We start from the raw sequence: 15,458 nt of genomic DNA, 5'->3' as shown, positions 1-15,458 counted from the left end.
GTGGGGCATGGTGGAGGCATGGCATCGCTCAACGTCGGCAATCTCGGTGAGTACCTGCGTGAACAGCGGCGAAACGCGCAGCTGTCGCTCAGGCAGCTCGCCGACGCCGCCGGGGTGTCCAATCCGTATCTGAGCCAGATCGAGCGCGGGCTGCGCAAGCCGAGCGCGGAGGTGCTGCAGCAGGTCGCCAAGGCGCTGCGGATCTCCGCCGAGACGCTGTACGTGCGGGCCGGCATTCTCGACGCCGAGCGGGATCGCGACGAGGTGGAGACGCGCGCCGTCATCCTCGCCGACCCCACGCTGAACGAGCGGCAGAAGCAGGTGCTGCTCCAGATCTACGAGTCCTTCCGCAAGGAGAACGGATTCGAGATCGACCTCGGCCCCGGCGTGGTGACGGACGACGAGGAAGCCTCGGCGCCCGGCCCCGGTACGGCCGACGGCGACGATGCCGGTCCGCGGCAGACGGCGAGTTGATGACATCGAGGACTTCGAGGATTCCTACGACGTGACGGCTTCCACGACTCCTACGACTTCCACTACTTCCACGATGTGACGACTTCTACGACCTGCACGATCTCGACGACGCGGCCGGCTCGGGCGATTCGCCCGAGTTCTCGAACGCGGACCGGAACGACACAAACCCTCAGCTGAAAGCAACCCGGAGGACCATCACCATGGCCATCACCGACGACATCCGCAAGGCCGTCACCGACCCGACGCCGTTCTACTTCGCCGCCGGCACCGCCGACCTCGCCCTCCAGCAGGCGAAGAAGGTTCCCGGCATCGTCGAGCAGCTGCGCGCCGACGCGCCGGCCAAGATCGAGGCCGTGCGCCAGACCGACCCGAAGGCCGTCCAGGAGAAGGCGACCGCCCGGGTCAAGGAGACCCAGGAGAACCTGCAGACCAAGGTCACCGAGTTCATCGGCACCCTCGACACCGACCTGAAGAAGCTCGGTGAGAGCGCTCAGGACCTCGCGCTGCGCAGCGTCGGCGTCGCCGCCGAGTACGCGGTGAAGGCCCGGGAGACGTACGAGAAGGTCGCCGAGCACGGTGAGCAGGCCGTGAAGACCTGGCGTGGCGAGGCCGCGGAGGAGATCGAGGAGCTCGCGATCGCCGTCGAGCCGAACGCCAAGCCGGTCGAGGTCAAGGACGAGCCGACCGCCGCCAAGCCGGTCCCGGCCCAGGCCGCGCCCGCCCCCGCCGCCAAGAAGACCGCGCCCGCGCCGAAGAAGGCTCCGGCCCGGAAGACGACGGCCGCGAAGAAGACCACCCCGCCCGCCAAGTAAGCGGCACGGCGCGCTGCCCGGTGGGCGACATAGCCGACGGAGAGGTCGGCGACAGAGCGAGAGGTACCCGCGCGGTACTTCGCGGTACGGAGACGGGCCGGGCACCTTTGGGGTGACCGGCCCGTTCTACGGGTACGGTGGCCGCGTAGGTGTCGGCACCGGCACGGGACAGCCGGTCGGCAGTCGGAAGAGCGAACGGAACGGGTGGTGTGGGCGGCATGCTGATGACGGGCTTCGCGGGGTTCCTGGGACTTCTGAAGATCGTCCTGATGGCTCTCGCCGCGTTCGGGCTGTTCGACGCCGCGTTCCGGCGTGAGGACGCGTTCCGCGCGGCGGACAAGCAGACCAAGGTGTTCTGGTTGGTCATCCTCGGGATCGCCCTCATCGTGAGCTATCTGTTCTCGATCCTGTCGTTCCTGCCGATCATCGGCGTCATCGCCAGCATCGTCTACATCGTGGATGTGCGGCCCGCGGTCAAGCAGGTGTCCGGTGGCGGCGGAGGCGGCGGCCGTCGCGGCTCCAGCAGCGACGGCCCGTACGGCCCGTACAACGGCGGCCGGTGACCTCGACCGACACGGTCGCGGGTGACCTCGACCGACACGGTCGCGGGTGACCTGGACCGACACGGTCGCGGGTGACCTGGACCGACACGGTGGCCGATGACCTCTACCGACACGGCTGTCGACGGGGGTCCGTGACCCCGGTCGAGGCGGATCGGCCGGAGTCGGTTGGGTCCGGCTCCGGAACCAACCGTCCCGGTCCGGCATTCGTGTCCGGCTCCGGAATCAGACTTCCCGGTCCAGCATGAGGACCGCCACGTCGTCGGTCAGTTCGCCGCCGTTGAGGTCGCGGACCTCGTTCACCGCGGCGCGCAGCAGATCCTCGCCGCGCAGGCCCTCGGCGAACTGGCGGCGGACCATCTCCACCATGCCGTCCTGGCCCAGCCGCTCCTTGCCCTGGCCGATCCGGCCTTCTATCAGGCCGTCGGTGTAGAGCATCAGACTCCAGGCGGCGCCCAGCTCGATCTGCGTGCGCGGCCAGCGGGCGTTCGGCAGGAGGCCGAGGGCCGGGCCGCCGTTGTCGTACGGCAGCAGCTCGGCCGGCGGGGTGGGCCGGCCGCCGCGGCCGTGGCGGGCGATCAGCGGGGACGGATGGCCGGCGAGGCAGAGGCCCGCGCGGCGGCCGTCGGGGGCGATGTCGACCGTGCAGAGCGTCGCGAAGATCTCGTCGCTCTCGCGCTCGTGCTCCAGGACGCGTTGCAGGGTGGACAGCAGCTCGTCGCCGCACAGCCCTGCGAAGGTCAGCGCCCGCCAGGCGATCCGCAGCTCCACGCCGAGTGCCGCCTCGTCGGGGCCGTGGCCGCAGACATCGCCGATCATGACGTGCACGGTGCCGTCCGGGGTGCGGACGGTGTCGTAGAAGTCGCCGCCGAGCAGGGCGCGGGAACGGCCCGGCCGGTAGCGGGCGGCGAATCGCAGGGACGAGCCCTCCAGGAGCGGCGTCGGCAGCAGGCCGCGCTCCAGGCGGGCGTTCTCCTGGGCACGCAGCTTGGATTCCGTGAGCCGGCGCTCGGCCGTGTCCGACCGCTTCCGCTCCACCGCGTAGCGGATCGCGCGGCTCAGGAGACGGCCGTCCACCTCGTCCCGGAAGAGGTAGTCCTGTGCGCCGACCCGTACCGCCTCCGTGCCGCGTTCGGTGTCGCCGGAGTCGGTGAGTGCCAGGACGGCGTGGCGGGGGGCCAGTTCCAGGACCTGTTTGAGGACGGAGAGTTCGTCGTCGGGGCCGTCGGCCGCTTCGGTGTCCGCGTCGGTGGGGCGGGCCGGGGCCGGGAGCGCCAGGTCCAGGAGGATGCAGTTGACGTCGTCGGTCAGCAGTCGCTGGGCCTCGGTGAGGTTGCGGGCGGTGCGGACGCGGATCGGCCTGCCCGTGGAGTCGAGCAGCTCGGGCACGTTGAGGGAAACCGCCGGGTCGTCCTCGATGAGGAGGACCGTGAGGTTGGTGGGGCCGCCGGACTGTGCGGTCGGACCGGTGGGTCCTGCCGGGGCCATGGCACGGTCGCCGGCAGGGCCGGGCGGGTTCGAGCCGTTTGCAGGGGCCAGGGCCGGGGCGTTCATGGCGGCCCCCTCTCCGGATGGTCCGCTGGGTGCGGACACGGCGTGCGCCTGACCACTTTCCGCGGCCGGGATCGCTCTCTGCCGCGGTATGGGTACGGGCATCTTCTTGGTTCCTTCCCTCCCCCCGAGGGCACGGCGGGCGAGAGACCTCGACCCATCGACGGGGACCTTAGCGCCAGGCGCCGCCGCAACGGAATGGTCGGCGGGGCGTTGGGCGGCAATCGGCCGGAGTCATATGCCGCATCCTGTACCGCACTTGGACATGGCAGGGCTTTCTCCTGAGATGACGTATGTCACGCGGTGAGGGTTGAGCCTGGGTGGGGAAGGTGGTGAGAGTCACGTGGGGTGGGTCACGCGGGGTTTTCGGGGCCTGGGACCTGGGGGGCCTGCGTTGGCTGGCTGGCTGGCCGGGCGGGGGTGAGGCGAGGGCTGGGCTGGGGTTGGGGTCGGGGTGCGGCTGGGGGCGGAGTCAGGGGTGGGGCTGGGGTCGGAGTCAGGGTTGGGGTGGGGGCGGGGGTGGGGTGCGGTCCTGGTCCGGCTGGCGTAGGGGGATCTCGCCCGCGCCGCCCCTACCCGTCCCATCCCCAGGGGCTGCGCCCCTTCGACCCCGCCCGCGTGCCGGTGTCCGCGGCGCTGCCCTCACGGGGCTCCGCCCCGGACCCCGCCAGGGGCGCTGCGCCCCCCTGGACCCCTGTGGCTTTGGCGAGCCTGCGGTGGACGGGCCCCGCAGCTTTGGCGAGGCCCCGGTTGACGAGCCCCTGCGGTCAGCGTGTCCCGTGGCTCGTGTGCCCCTGCGGTCAGCGTGTCCCGTAGCACGTGTGCCCCTGCGGCAGTGAGTCCCGTAGCTCGTGTGCCCCTGAAGCCGGCGAGTCCTGCAGCTCGTCGCCCCCGCGGTAGTGGTAGCTCGTCGCCCCCGCAGCGATGGGATGCCCGAACCTCTGTTGCGACCCATCCCCGGCTCACGTCCCCGCCACGCGCGTCCGGCTCACGTCCCCGCCACGCGCGTCCGGCTCACGTCCCCGCCACGCGCGTCCGGCTCACGTCCCCGCCACGCGCGTCCGGCTCGCCCGTCCGCCACGCGCGTCCGGCTCACGCGTCCGGTCGTACGACCCCAAGGATCTGCATCGTCCCCGCGCCCGCGATCGACACCTTACGGTTCGGTCGGGGGGCGTGGACGATGGAGCCGTTGCCCAGGTACATCGCGACGTGGCTGGCGTCGGAGTTGTAGATGATGAGGTCGCCGGGGCGCATGTCCTGGATGTCGATGTGCTTGAGCTGTCGCCACTGCTCCTGGGAGGTGCGGGGGATGGTCAGGCCGGCGGCGGCCCAGGCCTGGCTGGTGAGGCCGGAGCAGTCGTAGGTGTCGGGGCCCTCGGCGCCCCATTCGTACCATTTGCCTATTTGGTCCGTCGCGAACTTCACGGCCGTCTTGCCCTGCGGGGACGCCTTGCCGTTGATCTCGTCGAGGATGCCGGAGCCCAGCCACGTGGCCTGTGACTGCTGCGCGGCGTCCTCCTCCAGCTGCGCCAGCCGCTCCCGCTCGTCGTCCTCCAGCTGCCCCTCCAGCTCCTGGGCGGCGGCGATCTGCTTCTTGATCTTCTTCTTGGCCTTTTCCTTGGCCTTGCGGTTGGCCTCCAGCTTTTCCCAGCGCGCTGAGGCGTCCTTGGAGTACTGCTCCAAGTCCTCCTGGGTCCGGGTCATTTCGGCGAGCAGGCCCTTGGTCGCGAGCTGTCCCTGCCGCAGGCGGTCCGCCCCCTCAAGGAAGTCCTGGGGGTTCTCGCTCAGCCACAGCTGCACCTCGGACGGGAGGCCGCCGCCGCGGTACTGGGCGCGGGCCGCGGCGCCGATGAGGTCCTGCAACTTGTCCAGCTTCGCGTGGCCCTGGACGACCTCGTGGGCCAGATCGACGATCTCCTCGGACTGCCTGTCGGCCTTCTCCTCGGCCGCGTTGTACGCGTCCGTGGCCACCGCCGCGTCGTGGTAGAGGCTCTCCAGCTTTTCGCGTACGGCCTCCAACTCCTCGTTCGTCACGGGGGTCGGGTCCGTGTCCGGGGTGCTGGAACCGCCTGACGCACCTGGACTGCCCGCATTGTGCGAGGGGGAAGGCGTCGGGCTCGGGGTCGGCTCGGTCGGTTTCCTCTGGCTCGCGTACGCGTCGACCGGTGCGCCCAGCACGGTCATCGCGCAGACCACGGCCACGGCCGCCATGGTCAGGCGCCGCTTGCCGGCTCCCATACCCCTTGCCCCCAACCCCAATAGAAACAGAACTGGTTAACCGTCAGTAACCTGCCGGTGCCCGGTGATCGTGTCACGGCGTCGCGCAATACGACAGAGGTGGGCAAGAACTCCCTTCTCTTGGCACTCCCTTGTTTCCCGCCTGCTCCCACCTGCGTGCCGTCGCTCACGTGTCGCCCACCGTGTCGGCCCCTGTGTGTGCCCTCGTGTGCTCCCGTCCGTCCGACGAACGGCACAGGGAGATCGTTCCCGTGCGTCACGAAATGTTGCTCTGAGTTACCGAACCGGGTGCGGTGCGGGGTGGGTCGGGCGCGCGCTCACCCCCTTGGCGCCAACGCCTCCCATGCCACCGTGACTTCGCCCTGCCGCCACCGCGTCGCCCCGTCCCGTACCGGCCAGTCCGCGCTCAGGGCGCGGACCGCGCGGATCCAGCGCTGGCGGGCGCCGTACGAGGCGTACGGGGCCGCGGCGGCCCAGGCGCGGTCGAAGTCGCGGAGGAAGGCGTGCACGGGTTCGCCGGGGACGTTGCGGTGGATGAGCGCTTTGGGGAGGCGCTCGGCGAGGTCGGAGGGGCGGTCCAGGGAGCCGAGCCGGGTGGCGAAGGTGACCGTGCGGGGGCCCTCCGGGCCGAGCGCCACCCAGACGTGCCGACGGCCGATCTCGTCGCAGGTGCCCTCGACGAGCAGGCCTCCGGAGGAAGAGGGGGTGGCCGGTTCGAGGCGGGCGCACAGGCGCTCCCAGACGGCCGTGACCTCCTCCTCGTCGTACTGGCGCAGGACGTTCGCCGCCCGGATGAGGGTCGGGCGGCCGGGTACCGGCACCTCGAAGCCGCCGTGCCGGAAGGTCAGGCCCTCGCACTCGTACGGTTGCGCCGCCGCGACCCTGGCCGGGTCGATCTCGATGCCGACCACCCGGGTGCGGGGCGCTGTCGCGCGGAGGCGTCGCAGGAGTTCGACGGCCGTCCAGGGGGCGGCGCCGTAGCCGAGGTCGACGGCGAGGGGGGTGGTGGCACGGCGGAGTTCGGCGCCGTGTGCGGCCGCGATCCAGCGGTCCATGCGGCGCAGGCGGTTGGGGTTGGTGGTGCCGCGCGTCACGGTGCCGACTGGTCTTGCCATGGAGTGAGCGTATTCCCGCAGCCGTATGCGGTGATCGCGCAGTCCCCGGCCTCTCGCGAGCAATCGATTCCCCCCGCCCCTCGCCTGCGGGCGCTTCCCCCGACCCCTCGCCTGCGGGCGCTTCCCCCGACCCCTCGCCTGCGGGCGCTTCCCCCGACCCCTCGCCTGCGAGCGATCTCCCTCGCCCCTCGCATACACGGCGGCCTGCCCGCCCTCCACTCCTCAAGCGATCGAACGGTTGAGCGAGGTTCGGTAATAATTCTGCAAAGAGGAAATGGAACTGCTTCCTCCGACGTTCCTCCTGTCCAGAGGGATCCCATGCCCTCCTAACGGCATGCCCGGAGCGAGGAGGACCGCCACGTGAGCCACTACGTCAGCAGGCTCGGGCGACGCTCCCCGGTCGGCGCGGCGCGGCTTCGGCTGCACCGGAAGCCGCGCCGGGTCGCGATGCTCTCGGTGCACACATCGCCGCTGCACCAGCCCGGCACGGGTGACGCGGGCGGGATGAACGTCTACATCGTGGAGCTGGCGCAGCGGCTGGCCGCGCAGAACATCGAGGTGGAGATCTTCACCCGGGCCACGACCGGCGCCCTGCCCCCGAAGGTCGAGCTGGCCCCGGGTGTTCTGGTCCGGCACGTCGACGCGGGCCCGTACGAGGGGCTGGCGAAGGAGGAACTCCCGGCCCAGTTGTGCGCCTTCACGCACGGTGTGATGCAGGCATGGGCGGGCCACCGCCCCGGCCACTACGACCTGGTCCACTCGCACTACTGGCTCTCCGGCCATGTCGGCTGGCTCGCCGCCGAACGCTGGGGCGTCCCCCTGGTGCACGCCATGCACACGATGGCCAAGGTCAAGAACGCCGCGCTCGCCGACGACGACACCCCCGAGCCCGCCGCCCGTGTCATCGGCGAGACCCAGATAGTCCGCGCCGCCGACCGCCTCATCGCCAACACGGCCGAGGAGGCCGACGAACTCGTACGCCACTACGAGGCCGACCCGGCCAAGGTCGCCGTCGTCCACCCGGGCGTCAACCTCGACCGCTTCCGTCCCGCCGACGGCCGCGCCGCGGCGAGGGCCCGTCTCGGCCTGCCCCAGGACGCCCTGATCCCTCTCTTCGCCGGCCGCATCCAGCCGCTCAAGGCCCCGGACGTCCTGCTCCGCGCAGTCGCCGTCCTCCTCGACGAGCGTCCCGAGCTGCGGTCGAGGATCGTCGTACCGGTGGTCGGCGGGCCGAGCGGCAGCGGCCTCGCCAAGCCGGAAGGCCTGCAGAAGCTGGCCGCGCGGCTCGGGATCGCCGATGTCGTACGGTTCCGGCCGCCCGTCGGCCAGGAGCAGCTCGCGGACTGGTTCCGGGCGGCGTCGGTGCTGGTCATGCCGTCGTACAGCGAGTCCTTCGGGCTCGTCGCCATCGAGGCGCAGGCGGCCGGTACGCCGGTGCTGGCGGCGTCGGTCGGCGGCCTCCCGGTCGCCGTGCGCGACGGGCGGACCGGTTTCCTGGTCCAGGGCCACGATCCCGTCGACTACGCGCGCGTGCTCCGCGACTTCGCCGACACCCCCGAGCTGCCCGCCCGCATGGGCGCGGCCGCGGCTCGCCACGCCGAGTCCTTCGGCTGGGACACGTCGGCCGCCGTCACCGCGGACGTGTACACGGCCGCCATGCAGGACCACCGCCGCCACCGGGTGCGGGGTCTCTACGGGTGAGCCGTCGGGCACCCCCTCACGGGCGCGCCTTCGACCCGCTCGTACCGGCGGGTACGCTCGCCCCATGGCTGACGAAGCGTCGATCATCGAGCAGGTCCTCAACGAGGCCGAGCTGGAGTGGGAGAGCCCGGCACCCGGCAACTACGTCGTGAAACTCCCCGGCACCCGCAAACTCTCGACAACCGTCTCGCTGATCGTCGGCCGGCACTCGCTCTCCCTCAACGCCTTCGTGATCCGTCACCCCGACGAGAACGAGGCGGGCGTCCACCGCTGGCTCCTGGAGCGCAACCTCAAGCTGTACGGCGTGAGTTACGCCGTCGACCCGCTCGGCGACGTCTACGTCACGGCCCGGCTGCCGCTCTCCGCCGTCACCCCGGACGGGATCGACGGCCTCCTGGGCCAGGTCCTGGAAGCGGCCGACGGCGCCTTCAACACCCTCCTCGAACTGGGCTTCGCCTCCGCCATCCGCAAGGAGTACGCGTGGCGTGTGTCCCGCGGGGAGTCGACCCGCAATCTGGACGCGTTCAGTCACCTGACCCGCGAGGTGGCCGACCGCTCCGATAGCGGCCAGGGGTGACACCCACCCACCGCCTGAAGTGCCGCGTCAGATGCGCCTGGTCGTAGAACCCGGCCACCGCCGCGGCCTCGCCCGGCCGCATCCCGTCCAGCAGCAGCCGTCTCGCCCGCTCCACCCGCCGGGACATCAGATACTGGTGCGGCGCGATCCCGAAGGCCGCCCCGAACGCCCGTACGAGATGTGCGGGGTGGGCGTGCACCGTTCCCGCGGCCTCCTCCAGCGTCACCCCGTCCGCGACCCGCTCGTCGAGAAGCTCACGCAGCCGATGGGCGACCGTGCGACCGGCGGGTGCCTGCGAGGGCGAAGGTGTCGGCGGCCTGCGTAGATGCCCGCGCAGCCGCTCCCCGACGAGCGCCAGCCGGCTCTCCGCCTCCAGTTCGTCCCCCGGCCGCGCGAGCGCCGCGTGCAACTGCCCCACCCGCTGCCGCAGGAGCGGATCCCGCAGGTCGGGCTCGTCCACCGCCGCCCCGATGAGACTCTCGTCCAACGTGCTCGAATCCAGGTACAGCACCCGCTTGCGGAAGCCCTCGTCCGTGACCGGCGCCCCGTCGTGCGGCACATACGGCGGCAGCAGCGAGACCGTGTCGTTCGGCGTCCCGTGCTCGTGCCGGTCCAACGCGTACCGCACGGCCCCGTCGTCGACGATCAGCAGCGTCCAGACGTCGTGCACGTGCATCGGGTACGCGTACTCCGTGTAGTGCGCGTGGAACACCTCGACGATGCCGGGCACACGCGGCCGCCAGGCGGAGACCTCGCGCTGAGGGGACGGCTGCCGGTCGGAAGACCGCTGCCGGTCGGAAGACTGCTGCCCTCGGGGAGGCTGCTGCCGCTGGGGGCACATGCAAGGAACGTACAAGACGTGGGCGTACGCCGGTCGGCAGTCTCGTCCCATGAGCAACGAGATCCCCGGCCAACCCGTCTTCGACCAGGCTCCTGTCCGCTTCGACACCAAGATCGCCGTCCTCCTCCGCGACGACCTGGAGACCTGGCAGCGCCTGAACGTCACGTCCTTCCTGGTCAGCGGCGTCGGCCCGATGATTCCGGAGGTGATCGGCGACCCGTACGAGGACGCCGACGGCACGGCCTACCTGCCGATGTTCCGCCAGCCGGTCCTTGTCTTCGAGGGCACGAAGGAGGTGCTGAAGGCGGCCCATGCGCGAGCGCTGGCCCGGGCCCTTCCCCGCGCCGTCTTCACGTCCGACCTCTTCGCCACGGGCAACGACCGCGACAACCGCGCGGCCGTACGAGCTGTGGGGGCGGGGGAGTTGGACCTGGTGGGGCTGGCGGTGTACGGGCCGCGCAACGGGGTGGACAAGGTGGTGAAGGGGGCGCGAATGCATCCGTGAGACTGCTCAAACGGGCGGCTCAGACAGGCTGCTCCGACAGGTGGCTCAGGCAGGCTGCTCAGGCAGGCGGCTCAGGCAGGCGGCTCAGAGGGGGCGGGGACGGGCATGGGCGACCGTCCGCCACCGGGTGTCACGAGCTGGTGCCGGCTTTGGCCTCCGGGGCCGGACAAACTGCTGCATCCGCGACCGGACAAGTCTCTGCCTCCGCAGCCGGACCCACGACGGGTTCCCCGGCGGCGGCCTTCTCGGCGGCCTCCCTGGCGACGGCCTTCTCGCCGTCCTCCTCCTCCGGCGCCGGCATCCGGCGCATCAGGGCCCAGTACCCGACCCCCGCCACGGTCCCGATCACCGCGCACAGCCCCCACAGCCACTCGGCGCCCCAGCGGTCGATGACGACGCCGGACATCAGCGGGGCGACGAGCGCGGCGACGGACCACGACATCGTGTACATGCCCTGGTAGCGGCCACGCCCCTGCGCGGGCGAGAGACGGACGACGACGCCGGTCTGGGTGGGCGCGTTGACGATCTCGGCGAGAGTCCAGACGCAGACGGTGAGGGCGAACACCCCGATCGACCCGGCGAAGGCGGTGAGGCCGAAGCCGTACCCGGCGAGCACGGACGAGATGACGAGGAGCCGTCCGGGGTCCCGGTGCTCGATGAAACGGGTGACCGGGATCTGCAGGGCCACGATCAACACCCCGTTGACGGCGATGGCGAGGCCGTAGTCGGCGGGCGTGAAACCGGCCTCCCCCATCGCGACCGGCAGTCCCACCGACCCCTGCTGGAAGATCAGCGCCACGAGGAACGAGAGCCCCACGACGCCCATGAACCGCCCGTCCCGGACCACGGTCCCCAGCCCGACCGCCTCCACCCCGGCCCTCTCCACCGCCGTACGTTCCGGCCGCGACTCCGGCAGCTTCAGGAAGACGACGACCGCGCAGACCAGCGTCATCCCCGCCTCGGCCAGGAACCCGGCGCGATAGCTGACCTCGGCGATGAACCCGGCGCCCATGGAGGAGATGGCGAATCCCAGGTTGATGGCCCAGTAGTTGAGGGAGAAGGCGCGGACGCGGTCCTCCGGCCGGACGATGTCCGCCATCATCGCCTGCACGGCCGGGCGGGACGCGTTGCTGGCCGCGCCGACGAGGAAGGCCACGGCGGCGATCGCGACGGGGTGCTGTACGAAGCCGAGGAGCGCGACCGACACGGCCGTCGACGCCTGCGCGACGAGCAGCGTGGGCCGACGCCCGAGCCGGTCGGCCATGACTCCACCGCCGAGCGAGGAGACGACCCCGCCGAGGCCGTGCAGCGAGGCGACGAGCCCGGCGTACGAGGCGGAGTACCCGCGGTCCAGCGTCAGATACAGCGCCATGAAGGTGGCGACGAACGCACCCAGCCGGTTGACCAGCGTGCTGGTCCACAGCCACCAGAACTCCCGCGGCAGCCCGGAGACGGACTCCCGGACGGCACGTCTGGCAGCGACAAGTGGCATGGAGATCCCCCGTGGACGTAAGCGGCTAAGACGGTGAACACAACTTACGAACGCGCTGGGGAATCGGGCCACCCAATTAGCAACCCCGGTCAACTGTCAGGGGAAACGGTGAGGGGTGGACCGCGTGCCGTCCGCCGGTTGTCCGCCTGTCGGCCGGGCGGGCTACGATTCCCGGCCGTCGATTACGCTCGGAGCCATGGCCGACGCACCGTACAAGCTGATCCTCCTCCGCCACGGCGAGAGCGAGTGGAACGAGAAGAACCTGTTCACCGGCTGGGTGGACGTCAACCTCACTCCGAAGGGCGAGAAGGAGGCGACGCGCGGCGGCGAGCTGCTCAAGGACGCCGGCCTGCTCCCGGACGTGCTCCACACCTCCCTCCAGAGGCGCGCCATCCGCACCGCGCAGCTGGCCCTCGAATCCGCCGACCGCCACTGGATTCCGGTCCACCGCAGCTGGCGCCTGAACGAGCGCCACTACGGCGCCCTCCAGGGCAAGGACAAGGCCCAGACCCTCGCCGAGTTCGGCGAGGAGCAGTTCATGCTGTGGCGCCGCTCGTACGACACCCCGCCGCCCCCGCTCGCGGACGACTCCGAGTTCTCCCAGGCCGGCGACGCGCGCTACGCGACCATCCCCCCGGAGCTCCGCCCCCGCACGGAGTGCCTCAAGGACGTCGTCACCCGCATGCTCCCCTACTGGTACGACGGCATCGTCCCGGACCTCCTCGCCGGCCGCACGGTCCTCGTCGCCGCCCACGGCAACTCCCTCCGCGCCCTCGTCAAGCACCTCGACGACGTCTCGGACGCCGACATCGCGGGCCTCAACATCCCGACGGGCATCCCCCTGTCGTACGAACTGGACGCCGACTTCAAGCCGCTGAACCCGGGCGGCACGTACCTCGACCCGGACGCGGCCGCGGCGGCGATCGAGGCGGTCAAGAACCAGGGCAAGAAGAAGTAACCAGGGCCGAACAAGCCCCCTACCTGCGGGTTGTCCGCTGGTAGGGGGCTTCTTGGTGGGGCTGGGCCGTCAGGTGCGGGACGGCTCGGGCCGGGCCGTATCGAAGACGGCGGCCACGGCCTTGCGGGTGCGCTCCTGGCTGGACGGCATGAGGTGCGCGTACACGCGGAGGGTCAGGCCGGGGTCGGAGTGACCCAGGTACTCGGCGAGGGCCTTGATGTTCTCTCCGGCGTCCAGGAGCACCGAGGCGTAGAAGTGGCGGAGCGCGTGCATGCCGTTCTCGCGGGACTCGGCGTAGGGCTGGCCACGCTCCCGAACCGGGATGACCCCAGCAGCGGCGAGCGCTGGTTTCCACGCCTCCTCGTTGAGTGACGTACGCCAGACGTGCCCGCCACGAGGCCCGGTGAAGATCAGCCGCTTGGTCACCGGAGGCCCGTCCGCCACCTTCCACGGCAAGGTGATCTCGACCGGCGGGAAGCGCTTCATGTGCTCCCGGAGCGCATCAGCGACCGGCCCAGGAAGCGGCACATCCCGCAGCTTGCCGCCCTTGGGCGGAGCGAACACGGCCTTGCTGCGGCTCAGCTTCAGTTGCTGGACTACGTGAAGCGTGTCCGACTCGAAGTCGATCGCGTCGACGGCGACGCCAAGGATCTCCCCCTGGCGGAGCCCGCAGCCGCCACCCAGGTCGACCATGGCTTGGTACCGCTCAGGCATGGCGGCCCGCACGGCGAAGACCCGTTCCGGCGTCCAGGGAGCGACGCGCTTGACATCCACCGTGAGAGCTCAGGGCGGCCGTCACGCGGGTACCAGGCGGTGAAGTCCTCGTCACTCCAGAGGTCGTCGAGGCGGTCACGGATCCACATCGCGGTGGTGCCCTTGGGGTTGGCATTACATCAGGGCACCGGGCAGTAGTCGCACCCACACTCGTTGAGATACGGGACAATCCACATGCACCTCGTCACCTCCCGGTAGTCCACGGAGGCCACCGAGTCGGGCAGGAGGATCGGCAGGGGAACTGCGTCCTCGTAGATCTTCTCGGCGTCTGCCGAGTACCGGATGTAGGGCAGCAGCACGGAGCTGTACATCGCCTCTGCCGCGGCCGTGCCGCGACGGGCTGCCACCTGCTCGGGCCAGGTCAGCGGCTGCGTGCCGGTGAGGATCAAGCGCTTGAGTGTCGGCCGGCCGGGGACGGACCGGCTGCCGCGGTTCTTGTCGCGGACTCGCTCCAGTTCGTCCGTGAGCCGCTTGACCAGCTTGACGGCCTTGGGGTCGGCCTTGATCGACGGAATGACGGAGTCGTCTTCGTCCAGCATGCGCAGCACGGAGTAGGGCATCTTGCCGTAGCTCGCCGGGAAGTCCAGGTAGAAGACCGCTTCGTCGCCCTCGTAGGAGCGCAGGATCTCGGCGAACCAGTTGTTGCGGTCCGCGTCCTCTGCGATGGCCAGGTCCGCGTCGGCCATGGCGGGGCTGCCGGGCACGACGCGCAGGTTCTCGATGGGCTCGAAGTCCTCTTCGGGGTCGTCGCCGTCGCCGACGCGATAGCGGGCGGGCAGCGCGACCTCGTCCAGGGTGGCCCTGCCGTAGAGCAGGTCGATCGCGGTCTTCTTGCCCTTGAGGGCGGTCTCGTCGTAGCCGAGGACGGTGGTCGCCGACATGTTGCTGTCGAGGTCGAAGACAACGCCTGGGTAGCCGTCCAGGGCGGCAGTGACGGCCATGGACGTGGCGCTGGTGGTCTTGGTGGACCCGCCGCCTTCGATGATGTACGCCCAGATGAGGGGCCAGTTCCGGCCCTTGGGGCGGAAGTCGGAGTCGTACACCCACAGAGACGACAGATCCGGGTCCAGGGTGTCCCCGCTGCGGTCCGTGTTGGTGTACAGGATCTCTTCGGGAGCCACTTCGGGCTTGGACTTGGCGCTTTTACGCTTGAGCCGCGGGAGCTCGCCTGCCATGAGATCTCCAGGACTGCGGTGGGCACGGGGGGCGAGACTAGCGTTTCCGGACCCTTCCCCGCCCAGAATTTGCGCTGGATACGGCGGGAGGTGGCTCGCTCCTGGGTGGCGGGGTGGATCGACAACGCCGCGTTGACGCTTCGGTGTTGGCCCCGGTGTCGCGCGTTTCCACTGGAACCGAAAGAAGCGCCCTGCTTCCAAAGCGATGGAGGCCAGGGCCCTTTCTGCGCGTGCTCAGCCGCGTCAGGCTGCCCAGGTGGCGGGGCTGCCCGCGTCGGGGTTGAGGATGTCGGCGGCGGTTGCCGATGCGGCTGGGTGTCGCATGGTGGTGAGCGGGACGGCGCCGGGTTCGGTGTCGGGTGCCCAGACCATTCGCCAGGTGTCGTCCCACGCGCAGCCACTAACTACTCGGATGGCTGACGCGCCGTCGTGGCGGGCTTTCGTTGGCCGAGGCCGAGACGGGCCGCGACGAAGGTGCCGGCCGTCAGCCGAACGAGGCCCCGCACCGGGCAAAGCCGGGCCGTCCCTGGGCCGTCCGAGGTCGCTCAACAGTGGCCAATGACGACCAACGACGACCACCAAGCGCACGAGCCCACCGCCCCTGACCAGCAAAAACCCAGCTCACCAAGATCCCTGACAAGACCCAGGGCAAGAAGAAGTAGGTTTTGTGATCATGCCCCCGACC

At 70.6% G+C, this 15,458-nt stretch carries 14 protein-coding genes and 1 pseudogene; 7 read left to right on the top strand and 8 right to left on the bottom strand.

Translation table 11 applies throughout. From position 1 onward, the window contains the following. Positions 1-18: 18 nt before the first annotated feature. From OG858_RS21020 to OG858_RS21010, 3 genes are all read left to right on the top strand, one after another. Complete coding sequence (locus tag OG858_RS21020; protein ID WP_086747164.1) at positions 19-474, top strand: helix-turn-helix domain-containing protein; 456 nt, start codon at positions 19-21, stop codon at positions 472-474. Between the two features lie 200 nt (positions 475-674). After that, positions 675-1,286: a hypothetical protein gene (locus OG858_RS21015; RefSeq protein WP_086747163.1), complete on the top strand. Its 612-nt coding sequence runs from the start codon at positions 675-677 to the stop codon at positions 1,284-1,286. Positions 1,287-1,504: 218 nt separating this feature from the next. After that, positions 1,505-1,849 (top strand): DUF2516 family protein, encoded by a 345-nt coding sequence (locus OG858_RS21010; protein ID WP_234360834.1) that lies wholly within the window; start codon positions 1,505-1,507, stop codon positions 1,847-1,849. A gap of 222 nt (positions 1,850-2,071) precedes the next feature. Here the strand turns inward: OG858_RS21010 and OG858_RS21005 are convergent, their stop codons facing one another. The 3 genes from OG858_RS21005 to OG858_RS20995 form a co-directional block, all read right to left on the bottom strand. Continuing rightward, complete coding sequence (locus tag OG858_RS21005) at positions 2,072-3,502, bottom strand: PP2C family protein-serine/threonine phosphatase (RefSeq protein WP_086747161.1); 1,431 nt, start codon at positions 3,500-3,502, stop codon at positions 2,072-2,074. Between the two features lie 987 nt (positions 3,503-4,489). Continuing rightward, positions 4,490-5,635 (bottom strand): C40 family peptidase, encoded by a 1,146-nt coding sequence (locus OG858_RS21000; RefSeq protein ID WP_086752756.1) that lies wholly within the window; start codon positions 5,633-5,635, stop codon positions 4,490-4,492. Between the two features lie 317 nt (positions 5,636-5,952). After that, complete coding sequence (locus tag OG858_RS20995; protein WP_319067778.1) at positions 5,953-6,750, bottom strand: class I SAM-dependent methyltransferase; 798 nt, start codon at positions 6,748-6,750, stop codon at positions 5,953-5,955. A gap of 360 nt (positions 6,751-7,110) precedes the next feature. Between OG858_RS20995 and mshA the strand changes: the two genes are divergently transcribed. Both mshA and OG858_RS20985 read left to right on the top strand, forming a co-directional pair. Continuing rightward, positions 7,111-8,451, top strand: a complete 1,341-nt coding sequence (mshA, locus tag OG858_RS20990) for a D-inositol-3-phosphate glycosyltransferase (RefSeq protein ID WP_319067780.1) — start codon at positions 7,111-7,113, stop codon at positions 8,449-8,451. Positions 8,452-8,515: 64 nt separating this feature from the next. Further along, entirely contained in the window at positions 8,516-9,028 is a 513-nt protein-coding gene (locus OG858_RS20985) for a type III secretion system chaperone family protein (protein WP_086747922.1), read from the top strand. On the opposite strand, the gene OG858_RS20980 is transcribed toward OG858_RS20985, so the two are convergent. Beyond that, entirely contained in the window at positions 8,976-9,869 is an 894-nt protein-coding gene (locus tag OG858_RS20980) for a helix-turn-helix transcriptional regulator (RefSeq protein WP_327748718.1), read from the bottom strand. The genes OG858_RS20985 and OG858_RS20980 overlap by 53 nt on opposite strands. Before the next feature lie 49 nt (positions 9,870-9,918). On the opposite strand from OG858_RS20980, the gene OG858_RS20975 reads away from it, so the two are divergent. Then, entirely contained in the window at positions 9,919-10,374 is a 456-nt protein-coding gene (locus OG858_RS20975; RefSeq protein ID WP_086747924.1) for a DUF2000 domain-containing protein, read from the top strand. Between the two features lie 130 nt (positions 10,375-10,504). Here OG858_RS20975 and OG858_RS20970 read toward each other — a convergent pair whose 3' ends face one another. Next, positions 10,505-11,866 carry an MDR family MFS transporter gene (locus OG858_RS20970; RefSeq protein WP_328544632.1) on the bottom strand — a complete coding sequence of 454 codons (1,362 nt, stop codon included), beginning with the start codon at positions 11,864-11,866 and terminating at the stop codon, positions 10,505-10,507. A gap of 196 nt (positions 11,867-12,062) precedes the next feature. Between OG858_RS20970 and OG858_RS20965 the strand changes: the two genes are divergently transcribed. Further along, complete coding sequence (locus OG858_RS20965) at positions 12,063-12,824, top strand: phosphoglyceromutase (RefSeq protein ID WP_037688427.1); 762 nt, start codon at positions 12,063-12,065, stop codon at positions 12,822-12,824. Positions 12,825-12,893: 69 nt separating this feature from the next. On the opposite strand, the pseudogene OG858_RS20960 reads toward OG858_RS20965, so the two are convergent. The 3 genes and pseudogenes from OG858_RS20960 to OG858_RS20950 form a co-directional block, all read right to left on the bottom strand. Next, positions 12,894-13,601 (bottom strand): annotated as a pseudogene (locus OG858_RS20960) (tyrosine-type recombinase/integrase); the annotation flags it as partial. 116 nt (positions 13,602-13,717) lie between these two features. Next, positions 13,718-14,773, bottom strand: coding sequence for a ParA family protein (locus OG858_RS20955; protein ID WP_256960207.1), 1,056 nt, complete (start codon positions 14,771-14,773; stop codon positions 13,718-13,720). Between the two features lie 243 nt (positions 14,774-15,016). Further along, positions 15,017-15,145: a hypothetical protein gene (locus OG858_RS20950; protein ID WP_256960206.1), complete on the bottom strand. Its 129-nt coding sequence runs from the start codon at positions 15,143-15,145 to the stop codon at positions 15,017-15,019. Positions 15,146-15,458 lie beyond the last annotated feature (313 nt).

It is taken from the genome of Streptomyces europaeiscabiei (genome assembly GCF_036346855.1).
Lineage (GTDB): Bacteria > Actinomycetota > Actinomycetes > Streptomycetales > Streptomycetaceae > Streptomyces > Streptomyces europaeiscabiei.
This window is presented reverse-complemented; position numbering and strand designations above follow the sequence as displayed.

What these genes read in the sequence shown, in the direction of transcription:
- OG858_RS21005 (WP_086747161.1), bottom strand. Translation starts at nt 3,502, where the DNA reads ATGCCCGTACCCATACCGCGGCAGAGAGCGATCCCGGCCGCGGAAAGT.
- OG858_RS20970 (WP_328544632.1), bottom strand. Translation starts at nt 11,866, where the DNA reads ATGCCACTTGTCGCTGCCAGACGTGCCGTCCGGGAGTCCGTCTCCGGG.
- OG858_RS20965 (WP_037688427.1), top strand. Translation starts at nt 12,063, where the DNA reads ATGGCCGACGCACCGTACAAGCTGATCCTCCTCCGCCACGGCGAGAGC.
- OG858_RS20955 (WP_256960207.1), bottom strand. Translation starts at nt 14,773, where the DNA reads ATGGCAGGCGAGCTCCCGCGGCTCAAGCGTAAAAGCGCCAAGTCCAAG.
- OG858_RS20995 (WP_319067778.1), bottom strand. Translation starts at nt 6,750, where the DNA reads ATGGCAAGACCAGTCGGCACCGTGACGCGCGGCACCACCAACCCCAAC.
- OG858_RS20975 (WP_086747924.1), top strand. Translation starts at nt 9,919, where the DNA reads ATGAGCAACGAGATCCCCGGCCAACCCGTCTTCGACCAGGCTCCTGTC.
- OG858_RS21000 (WP_086752756.1), bottom strand. Translation starts at nt 5,635, where the DNA reads ATGGGAGCCGGCAAGCGGCGCCTGACCATGGCGGCCGTGGCCGTGGTC.
- OG858_RS21015 (WP_086747163.1), top strand. Translation starts at nt 675, where the DNA reads ATGGCCATCACCGACGACATCCGCAAGGCCGTCACCGACCCGACGCCG.
- OG858_RS21010 (WP_234360834.1), top strand. Translation starts at nt 1,505, where the DNA reads ATGCTGATGACGGGCTTCGCGGGGTTCCTGGGACTTCTGAAGATCGTC.
- OG858_RS20980 (WP_327748718.1), bottom strand. Translation starts at nt 9,869, where the DNA reads ATGTGCCCCCAGCGGCAGCAGCCTCCCCGAGGGCAGCAGTCTTCCGAC.
- OG858_RS21020 (WP_086747164.1), top strand. Translation starts at nt 19, where the DNA reads ATGGCATCGCTCAACGTCGGCAATCTCGGTGAGTACCTGCGTGAACAG.
- OG858_RS20950 (WP_256960206.1), bottom strand. Translation starts at nt 15,145, where the DNA reads ATGGTCTGGGCACCCGACACCGAACCCGGCGCCGTCCCGCTCACCACC.
- OG858_RS20985 (WP_086747922.1), top strand. Translation starts at nt 8,516, where the DNA reads ATGGCTGACGAAGCGTCGATCATCGAGCAGGTCCTCAACGAGGCCGAG.